We start from the raw sequence: 10,248 nt of genomic DNA, 5'->3' as shown, positions 1-10,248 counted from the left end.
AAAAGAGAATGGAGAAATTATTAAACATATTGTGAAAAATAAGAAAGAAGAAAAGGCATCACTTCCTTCTAAGCCAAATAAGCCAACACCGAGTGGAGAAGTGAAACCTTCCGCTGATGTGAAGCCGATGCAACAACATAATACTCATAATGAAGTGCGTTTACCAGCTACTGGCGGCGTCGGCAATGAATTTACGGCTTTATTCGTTTTAGGAATTGGTTTTATTATTGCTGGTGCTTATGTGTTAAGGATGAAAAATAGAAAAGAAATGTAGAAAAAAACGCCTTGTAATAGAGGCGTTTTTTTAGTATCTTAACTTCCTCAACAAACTCTTAATTTCCTCATCTTGCATGAAGAGATCCAGATGCTTTTCTGTAATTTTTGCAAGTGCAACGTCGTGATAGAAAAATTCTGTAAAGAACTTTACGAAAGGTTGCGACATTGTTTTCATCGCTTGCCATGACTCTTGCTCTACACCAGCAAATAAAATTTCGCGGTCGTCAACGATGAGTAGCAAGTAGCGTTCTAATGCGTTAGGTTCTTCAGTTGGGATTAGAAAATGCATGTTTTCTAAGTCTGTTTCTACTTTTCCAACTATAAGGGACTCGAGTTTGACGCCTTGTTTTGCTTTTTCTTCTAGTGAAGGAAGGTATTCTGAAAGAGTGTCATTCCAAGCTGAAATGCGAATTGATTCTTTTGCACTTTCGATGAGTTCTTTACTTTGAACTCGAATAGAAGATTGCATTTTTAAGCTCCACACACGGTCATCTGTAAATGATTTTTTTGATATATTCGTTTCTAATTCTTTAATGTTTGATTGAAATTCTGTCGTTAATTTTTCAATTGCGAGCTTTAGTGGTAATGCTGTATACAATTTTTTCTTTTCTGAAACAGAATCCATTACCATTCCTTTATCAATCAGGCGTGCTAGCACTTCATATATTTTTGCTTTTGGAACACCAGAATGCTTCACAATTGTTGTAGCATCTAATGGTTCATTGCTTGATACGACAACTTCATAAGCTTGGCTTTCATATTGTGAGAAACCGAATTTTTGTAACATAGTTCCCTCCGAACGAATGAGATGATATAGCTTAAGGATAATGAACTATTTGTTTTTGCACAAGTGGTAGTAGGTTTTCTACTCAGATTGAGATGAGAATTAATTTCAATTTTTTAATTTTATCCATTATACTTAATATAGTGATTAATATGATTACAATACAACGAGAAGGGGATGCTTGGGGGAAGATGTTGAGAAGTTTACGTTTAAAAATTGCGGTAGTATTTTCGGTGCTTATTTCTATGATGTTTGTAATATTAGGTACAGCTATGTATCAATTACAGAAAGAGAAGGAAGTGCGCTCCTTAGACCAGTATTCTCAAAATACGATGGATCTTGTGACAGAGCAACTTACGACATTTGTTCAAAGAACGGATGAAGATATGGGATATTATGCGAACAGTGAGATGGTTCGTAATATACTTCAAGACGGAGTTACTCCAGAAGAAGAAGCATTTTTGACGAAAGAGTTTTCAGAGTACAAAAAGAATCATCCTGGTATTTTAGACTTATATATTGGTACGAAAGATAAAAAAACATTAAGTGCCAATCTTGCTGAAGGTGGACAAGTGCCAGAAGGATATGATCCAACGACAAGACAATGGTATAAAGAATCAGAAGCTGATGTGAAAAAGGTTCACTGGGGACAACCTATGTATGAAATTGCAACAGGTAAGTTAAGTGTGGGAGTTTCTAAAGCAATTACAGCTCAAGATGGATCTGTGTTAGGTGTTGTTGCGATGGATGTATCGCTCGGAACAATTCAGAAGTTACTTCATAATATTCAATACAATAATGGCGGAGAAATGTTTATTATAAATGATAAAAGTATGGCTCTTGTTTACCCAGAGAAAATAGGGAAAGATGTTTCGAAAGAGCCACTTGTGAAGAGTTTAAATAAAGAGGTAACAAAATATGCTGTCACTACATTAAAAGGTGAAGATGTAGTTGTTTATAGCCAGTCATTTGATTTGATGAAATGGAAAATAGGAATTTTTTATCCGAAAGAAACGATTGATGGGCTATTAAATAGTATGAGAAATACAGTCCTTATAATGGCATGTATTAGTTTATTAGTTGGAATCGCAGCTTCATACTTGTTCTCAAGAAGATTAGCAAGACCATTGCAACTATTAACAAATCACGTTCAAAAAGTAGCAGAAGGTGACTTAACGTTGCAAATGAAAGTGACAAGTAAGGATGAAGTTGGAGAGCTGACGAATCATTTTAATCATATGGTTGAGCAAATGAATGAAATGGTAAGTAAAATTAAAAATAGTGTATCAACAGTGCAACAATCAACGAATAATCTACATTATTTAACGAATGAAACTGTAGCAGCTAGTAGAGAAGTATCAGGTGCAATGGATGATGTGAGCGGAGGAGCTTCTACTCTTGCTAATAGTGTAGATGAAGTTTCAGAGCAACTCGAGAATATGGCGCAGTCAGTGGAACAAATGAATAATTCGGTTGGTGAAATAAAAGGTGTGGCTGGCAAAGCTGAAGAGGCATCTAAGCAAGGATTAAATACGATGCGTAATTTAGTTCGTACAAGGGGCCAATCATCTTCGATTGTTGTTCATACAGAGGAAGCATCCGGAAAGTTAGAGCAAAGAGTTGGATCGATTCAAAATGTTGTAGAGCTTATAAAAGGTATTTCGGATCAAACGAATTTACTTGCTTTAAATGCTTCGATTGAGGCGGCGCGTGCAGGGGAACAAGGTAAAGGCTTTGCTGTTGTTGCCGAAGAAGTTCGAAAGTTAGCGGAACAATCGAAAGAGGCGACAGGAGAAATCGCAACGATGATTGGCGATGTACAAGTAGAGGTAAAACGAGTTGTAGAGGTTATAAGTAAATTAAAAGATATTGCAGATATACAAAATAAAGTTACGACAGAGGCAGAAGCGGAATTCCGCACAATTATGTCAGTTGTAAATACAATTAGTACTTCAGTCGAACAAATTGTAGAAGAGGTACATAACATCGGTTACGAGCAAGGAGAAATTACAACGGTAATGCATACAATTGCTAGTACAAGTCAAGAAAGCGCAGCTGTTTCGGAAGAAGTAAATGCTGCAACTGAATCTCAAGTGAGTCATCTAGAAAAGGTAGCTCATACGATGGAAAGTTTGACGGAGCATATGAGAGACTTAGAAAGATTGGTTGAGCAGTTTAAAATAGAGGAATAACAAATTAGTAAAATGATGAGTATTTCGGTAAAATAGACAATGGATATATAAGAAGCAATTATAGGAGGAAAACTACTATGGCAATTGTTGACGTATCGATTATTCCAGTAGGAACTGGTAATCCAAGTGTTAGTGAATATGTAGCAGAAGTACAAAAGGTGCTAGAGAAAAATGCAGATCGCGTGAAGTATCAATTAACACCAATGAATACAGTAATTGAAGGAGATCTTCCTGTCATTCTAGAAGTAATTCAACAAATGCATGAAGTTCCATATACGAAAGGTGCACAGCGCGTTGCAACAACAATTCGTATCGATGATCGTCGTGATAAAGTAAGCACGATGGAAAAGAAATTAAACTCTGTTCGATCAAAATTATAAGGAAAAGCAGCGATCTTCGCTGCTTTTTTCATATAGGAGGTAGATAAGATGAGTGAAAAGTTTAACGAACAATTTGACGGGTTACTAGAAAAATACACAGAACTATTACTTGGAGAGAGCAATGCAGAGAGAAAAGAACAGGTGCAGAAGTGGGCACTGTATTCTTACATAGCGAAGACGATGCCGGCTTTAGTGAAGCATTGGAATGAGACATATCCTGATGCGAAAGAAGAGATGGTACAGTTAATTACAGATATTAAAAAGTTGAATGAAGAGAAGAGAAATGAGCAATAAAAAACTTGAGGTAAATATAATCTCAAGTTTTCTGTATTAATATCCTTATATAATTTACATGGAATATAAAGGGTTTTATAAGCATGTCGAATATTTTCGACATGCTTATTTTGTGCCTAGTAAAGTCGTTTTTTCTAAATGTCGAAAAATATTCCCTGCATATTTATAAGCGAGAATATAGGTTTTTAAATGTTTTTATAGTATTTTATAAATTATCTAAATAATTATTTGTATCCAATAATTTTAAACAATGATATAATTTTGAAGAGGGGTAAAAAACAGATAAATTACAGTCATAGGGGTGAATTACATGGAACAATTAATGCGAAATTCGTTTCTTTTCTTGTCAAAAAATAAAGCGCTAACAAAACTGGCTAAAAAGTACGGTTTACGCTTTGGTGCAGGTCGCTTTGTCGCAGGGGAGACAATTGAATTAGCGACAGCAGCTATTAAACAATTGAACAAGCAAGGACTTTGTGTAACAATCGATTATTTAGGGGAATTCGTTGATAATGAAGCGGAAGCAAATGAAATGGCTAACCAATCGATTGAAGCAATCCGTGCAATTGGAAGAGAAGGTCTTGATTCGCAGCTTTCTTTAAAAATGACTTCTATGGGATTAGATATCTCTGATGAAATCGTAATGAACAACATGCGCCGTATTTTAGAAGCTGCAAAAGAAAATGGTGTGTTTGTTACCATTGATATGGAAGACTATACACGCTGCGGAAAGACAATTGATATCTTTAAACAGTTAAAATCTGAGTACGATAATATTGGTACAGTTATTCAAGCTTACTTATATCGTACAGAAAAAGATATGGAAGAATTAAATGCTTATAGTCCTAATTTACGTCTTGTAAAAGGAGCTTATAAAGAACCTGAAGAGGTAGCGTTCCCGGAGAAGAAAGATGTAGATGATAACTATAAAAAAATTATTAAAATGCACTTATTAAATGGAAATTATACTGCGATTGCTTCACATGACGAAGCGATTATTGAATATACAAAAAAACTTGCCGAAGAACACAACATTCCAAGAGACCAATTTGAATTCCAGATGTTATATGGTATTCGTAATGAGCGTCAACTTGAGCTAGTAAAAGAAGGTTACAAAATGCGTGTTTATGTGCCTTATGGAAACGACTGGTATGGCTACTTCATGCGTCGTCTAGCAGAGCGTCCAGCAAACGTTGCGTTCGTGTTAAAAGGTATGGTTAAAAAATAACCAAGGAGAAAATACTCCTTGGTTATTTTAATTGCTGAAATGCGTAATGTGCCATTTTCTTCGTATCAGGATATAGCTGCGTGCGAGTAGAAGATAAAACAACATTAATGACGCGTTTACCGTCTTTTTCATCCACTGTTACGACCGTATATTTTCCGAGTGCTGATAGACCGCTTTTACTTCCAATTGCATATGGATCGTCATATAGTTCTTCTCGTCCATAGTTTGCGATGTTTGGAGAGCGTTCTGAAGTATGTAGAGTTGTACGTGTTGAATTCATATATTCTAAAACAACTGGGTACTTTAATGCTTCTTTCGTAATCATAGCAATGTCATATGGCGATACTTTATTTCCAAGTGCATCAGCACCACTTGCGTTTTTGAAAGTCGCATGCTTTGTACCAAGTTCCTTCGCTCTTGCATTCATCATTTTTACAAATTCATTTTTTGATCCTGCGATATGTTCTGCGATGGATTCAGCTATCGGGTCTGCACTAATGATAAGCATAAGCTTTAATGCCTCATCCCGCTTTAACTTTTCCCCGGCACGAAGTTTAATTTTCTTACTTTGACTTTCTGTTTTAATTGCGTTCTCTGTAACTGTAATTTCTTCATTTTCTTTTACATTCTCTAGTAAGAGTAAGGTAGTCATCATTTTCCCTATACTAGCCGGATAAGAGCGTTCATCTTCCCGTTTCCCATACAAAATTTCACCTGTGTCTGCATCGATTGTAATGCCATATTGCCCAGTAATGTTAGGTTGATCCGCTCTTACAGCTTGTTGCCTTTGTGCATAAGAGAAGAAAATCATCCCTGTAAATAGTGTAGCAATCATTACAATCATAACTATTGTTCGTTTCATCATCGTTCCCTCTTTTGTTTTCCATATGTACAAATAAATTGGGCAGAAAAAGCAGCCATTACCCATTATGCCACGTTTTCTGCCCAAAAATATACCGTTATTTTTCGCCCATATTATGCTTCTTATATTGTTGGTTATTACCTTGACGGCCCTTTTCCACACCGTGATTATGAGGACCTGCATTTCCAGTTACGCTTGCTGCGCTAATTCCAGCCTTTGAAGGGTTCTTCTTAAGTTTTGCCATATATATTCCTCCAGTTTCGTCAGATTATAAAAAGGAAAAGTGCATTTTAATGAAGAAAATACACATGTATAGCATAGCCAAATGAAAGAAATATATTTATTTCAGAAAATTTTATCAATAAATATATTGCGAAAATTCAAACTGTATCATATATTTATTAGTAGAGGCTCACTCATTGATTGCGACTTATGTCGAAAAATTGAATGAGCATTCATTCAAGAATAGGGGGAGAAATGGATGTTCCAAATTAAAAAGGCTGCTGTTCTAGGTTCAGGCGTAATGGGTTCAGGGATTGCGGCACACTTAGCTAATATTGGTATTCCGACATTATTGCTTGATATTGTACCACCTGCGCTAACAAAAGAAGAGGAAGCGAAGGGACTTACATTAGAACATAAAAGTGTGAGAAATCGTTTTAGTAATACGGCTGTGCAAAAACTATTAAAGCAAAAACCAGCTCCTCTGACAGTGAAAGGAAATCTAGCACTGATTGAAGCAGGTAACTTAGAAGATGATCTTGAGCGTCTAGCTGATGTAGATTGGATTATTGAAGTAGTAGTTGAAAACTTAGATATTAAAAAGAAACTATTTGAAAAAGTAGATGCTGTTCGTAAACCGGGTTCTATTGTAAGCTCGAATACGTCAGGCATTTCAGTAGAAAAAATGGCAGAAGGTCGTTCAGACGACTTCCAGAAGCACTTCTTAGGCACACACTTTTTTAACCCACCACGATATTTAAAACTTCTAGAGGTAATACCGACGAAAGAAACAGATCCACAAGTATTAAGCTTCATGAAACTATTTGGCGAAGATGTTCTTGGAAAAGGCGTTGTTATCGCAAAAGACACACCAAACTTTATTGGAAACCGCATCGGTACGTATGGTTTATTAGTAACTCTTCAAGAGATGATAAAACGCGGCTATAGCATTGGGGAAGTTGATTCTGTAACAGGCCCACTTATTGGTCGTCCGAAGAGTGCAACGTTCCGTACATTAGATGTTGTCGGTTTAGATACATTCGTACACGTTGCAAATAACGTATATGAAAACGTACAAGAAGAAGAGCGTGATGTATTTAAAGTACCAGCTTTCATGCATGACATGCTTGATAAAAAATGGCTTGGAAGCAAAACAGGTCAAGGCTTCTTCTTAAAACAAGGAAAAGAAATTTTAGAACTAAATCCTGAAACGATGGAATACGAAGCCCGCAAAAAATTAAAAGCGGCATCTATCGAGTTAAGTAAACAAGAAAAAGGTTTATCGAATAAATTGAAAGCGCTTGTATACGCGAAAGACCGCGCAGGAGAGTTGTTATGGAACATCATCACACCAACTCTTTTATACTCTGCAAAACTTCATAAAGAAATTGCTGACGATATCGTTGCAATTGACCAAGCGATGAAGTGGGGCTTCGGCTGGGAGCAAGGACCGTTTGAAGTTTGGGATGCAATCGGCGTTGAAAAGTCCGTTCAAAAGATGGAAGAAAACGGCGTAGTTGTTCCGACTTGGGTGAAAGAAATGTTAGAGAAAGGTTTCACTACTTTCTACAAACATGATAACGGAGATAGCTACTATTACGATAATGGCGAATATAAGCTAATCGAACGTAATAAAAAGGCAATTTCTCTTAAGCAATTAAAAGCGAAAAATGGCGTATTAAAGAAAAATAGCGGAGCAAGCTTAATTGATTTAGGTGACGGCATCCTTTGCTTAGAATTCCATTCGAAGAGCAATGCAATCGGTATGGATATTACGCAAATGATTAACTACGCTGTTGATGAAGTAGAAAAGAATTATAAAGGTCTTGTTATCGGTAACCAATCGAAGAACTTCTGCGTTGGTGCGAACTTAGCAATGATCTTAATGGAAGCGCAAGATGACAACTACTTTGAAATTGAGTTGGTTGTGAAGAACTTCCAAGATGCAATGACGAAAATTAAATACTCTTCTAAGCCAGTTGTAGCAGCACCATACGGTATGACGCTTGGTGGAGGTACAGAAGTTTGTTTACCAGCAGCGAGCATTCAAGCTTCTAGTGAAACGTATATGGGCTTAGTAGAAGTTGGTGTTGGCTTAATCCCTGGCGGAGGCGGTAATAAAGAGCTATACATTAAACACTTAAATAAAATGCCAAACGGTGTAGAGTTTGATCTGCAAAAAGTTGCGAATAAAGTATTCGAATCTGTAGCGATGGCGAAAGTTTCTACATCAGCACAAGAAGCTGTATCGAACAACTTCTTAGGCGATAAAGACGGTATTAGTGTGAATGGTGATCACTTACTATATGATGCGAAACAAAAAGCACTTTCTTTATATGAAGCTGGCTATAAAGCGCCGATTCGTAAAAAGATACCAGTTGTTGGTGAAACAGGATATGCAACTCTTGTACTTGGTGCAGAAGCAATGCACTTATCAGGTTACATTTCTGAACATGATCTTCACATTGCGAAGAAACTTGCATATGTCATCGCGGGCGGAAAAGTGCCGTACGGAACAGAAGTTGATGAGCAGTATTTATTAGATGTAGAACGTGAAGCATTTATTAGCTTAGTAAGTGAGATGAAATCACAAGCAAGAATGCAGCACATGCTTGTAAAAGGAAAGCCATTACGTAACTAATAACGAGGGGAGATATCGTTCATGAGAGAAGCTGTCATTGTTGCGGGAGCAAGAACACCAATTGGAAAAGCAAAGAGGGGTTCATTAAAAACAGTTCGTCCTGACGATCTAGGGGCGTTAGTAGTAAAGGAAACATTAAAGCGTGCGAATTATGAAGGACCAATCGATGATTTAATTTTCGGTTGTGCGATGCCAGAAGCAGAGCAAGGGTTAAATATGGCTCGTAATATCGGCGGACTAGCAGGACTTTCTTACGATGTTCCAGCTATTACAATTAACCGTTACTGTTCTTCAGGGTTACAAAGTATTGCTTACGGAGCGGAGCGTATTATGCTTGGTCACTCGGAAGCTGTATTATCAGGCGGAGCGGAATCAATGAGTTTAGTTCCGATGATGGGACACGTTGTTCGTCCAAATAGTCGCCTTGTTGAAGCAGCTCCAGAATATTATATGGGTATGGGACATACAGCAGAGCAAGTTGCTGTGAAATATGGAATTTCTCGTGAAGAACAAGATGCATTTGCAGTAAGAAGTCATCAACGTGCTGCGAAAGCATTAGCTGCAGGGAACTTTGCTGATGAAACAGTATCTGTAGATGTAACGTTACGTACGGTTGGATCAAACAATAAACTGCAAGAAGAAACAATCATTTTCGCACAAGACGAAGGTGTAAGAGCAGAAACGTCGCTAGACATTTTAGGTAAATTACGTCCAGCATTTAACGTTCGCGGTTCTGTAACAGCTGGTAACTCTTCACAAATGAGTGACGGTGCAGCATCTGTACTATTAATGGATCGTGAAAAAGCAGTGAGTGATGGCATGAAACCACTTGCGAAATTCCGTTCATTTGCAGTAGCTGGTGTACCACCAGAAGTAATGGGAATTGGCCCAATCGCTGCAATTCCAAAGGCATTAAAATTAGCTGGTTTAGAGCTATCTGATATTGGCCTATTCGAACTAAATGAAGCATTCGCTTCTCAATCGATCCAAGTTATTCGTGAGCTTGGTTTAGATGAAGAAAAAGTAAACGTAAATGGCGGTGCAATAGCACTTGGACATCCACTTGGCTGTACAGGAGCAAAACTAACACTATCTCTTATTCACGAAATGAAACGCCGCAACCAACAATTCGGTATCGTAACAATGTGTATCGGCGGCGGAATGGGAGCAGCAGGAGTGTTTGAATTACTATAAAAAAAGTGGAAGTGGCTTGCTCAGAACAGGAGGGCGTTGGAAGCCCTGACGTAGAGGCGCTTTTTGCCTCACAGGAAGGGATGAAACGACCAATTGTTCTAGCCACTGGAACTGGATTATGAAAAAAAGTGGAAGCGGCTCGCTCAGAATGTGAGGGGGATGGAGCTTCAGACGT

10 protein-coding genes are annotated in these 10,248 nt (G+C 37.6%); 7 read left to right on the top strand and 3 right to left on the bottom strand.

Going from position 1 to position 10,248, the window contains the following annotated elements; translation table 11 throughout:
- Positions 1-274 (top strand): LPXTG cell wall anchor domain-containing protein (locus GFJ36_RS25760; RefSeq protein ID WP_157349780.1); only part of this gene is annotated, 274 nt, incomplete at its 5' end.
- 30 nt (positions 275-304) lie between these two features.
- Here GFJ36_RS25760 and GFJ36_RS25755 read toward each other — a convergent pair.
- Positions 305-1,063 carry a TrmB family transcriptional regulator gene (locus GFJ36_RS25755; protein ID WP_087986003.1) on the bottom strand — a complete coding sequence of 253 codons (759 nt, stop codon included), beginning with the start codon at positions 1,061-1,063 and terminating at the stop codon, positions 305-307.
- A gap of 188 nt (positions 1,064-1,251) precedes the next feature.
- Between GFJ36_RS25755 and GFJ36_RS25750 the strand changes: the two genes are divergently transcribed.
- From GFJ36_RS25750 to GFJ36_RS25735, 4 genes are all read left to right on the top strand, one after another.
- Positions 1,252-3,252, top strand: coding sequence for a methyl-accepting chemotaxis protein (locus tag GFJ36_RS25750; protein ID WP_097891377.1), 2,001 nt, complete (start codon positions 1,252-1,254; stop codon positions 3,250-3,252).
- A gap of 77 nt (positions 3,253-3,329) precedes the next feature.
- Positions 3,330-3,632: an MTH1187 family thiamine-binding protein gene (locus GFJ36_RS25745; RefSeq protein WP_001018862.1), complete on the top strand. Its 303-nt coding sequence runs from the start codon at positions 3,330-3,332 to the stop codon at positions 3,630-3,632.
- A gap of 48 nt (positions 3,633-3,680) precedes the next feature.
- Entirely contained in the window at positions 3,681-3,926 is a 246-nt protein-coding gene (locus GFJ36_RS25740) for a YusU family protein (protein ID WP_087986005.1), read from the top strand.
- 310 nt (positions 3,927-4,236) lie between these two features.
- Positions 4,237-5,154 carry a proline dehydrogenase family protein gene (locus GFJ36_RS25735; protein WP_046955846.1) on the top strand — a complete coding sequence of 306 codons (918 nt, stop codon included), beginning with the start codon at positions 4,237-4,239 and terminating at the stop codon, positions 5,152-5,154.
- 22 nt (positions 5,155-5,176) lie between these two features.
- On the opposite strand, the gene GFJ36_RS25730 is transcribed toward GFJ36_RS25735, so the two are convergent.
- Both GFJ36_RS25730 and GFJ36_RS25725 read right to left on the bottom strand, forming a co-directional pair.
- Positions 5,177-6,016: a D-alanyl-D-alanine carboxypeptidase family protein gene (locus GFJ36_RS25730; protein ID WP_000831460.1), complete on the bottom strand. Its 840-nt coding sequence runs from the start codon at positions 6,014-6,016 to the stop codon at positions 5,177-5,179.
- A gap of 97 nt (positions 6,017-6,113) precedes the next feature.
- Entirely contained in the window at positions 6,114-6,260 is a 147-nt protein-coding gene (locus GFJ36_RS25725; RefSeq protein ID WP_001096344.1) for a YuzL family protein, read from the bottom strand.
- 237 nt (positions 6,261-6,497) lie between these two features.
- Here GFJ36_RS25725 and GFJ36_RS25720 point away from each other — a divergent pair, with 237 nt between their 5' ends.
- Both GFJ36_RS25720 and GFJ36_RS25715 read left to right on the top strand, forming a co-directional pair.
- The gene (locus GFJ36_RS25720) at positions 6,498-8,879 is read left to right on the top strand and encodes a 3-hydroxyacyl-CoA dehydrogenase/enoyl-CoA hydratase family protein (RefSeq protein WP_000486366.1); all 2,382 of its coding nucleotides are present in this window, start codon (positions 6,498-6,500) and stop codon (positions 8,877-8,879) included.
- 21 nt (positions 8,880-8,900) lie between these two features.
- Positions 8,901-10,073: an acetyl-CoA C-acetyltransferase gene (locus GFJ36_RS25715; protein ID WP_001206340.1), complete on the top strand. Its 1,173-nt coding sequence runs from the start codon at positions 8,901-8,903 to the stop codon at positions 10,071-10,073.
- Positions 10,074-10,248 lie beyond the last annotated feature (175 nt).

The sequence above is a fragment of the Bacillus sp. EE-W1 genome (assembly GCF_009760835.1).
GTDB lineage: Bacteria > Bacillota > Bacilli > Bacillales > Bacillaceae_G > Bacillus_A > Bacillus_A wiedmannii.
The sequence above is the reverse complement of the archived record's forward strand: the minus strand, read 5'-3'. Positions and strand labels throughout refer to the sequence as shown.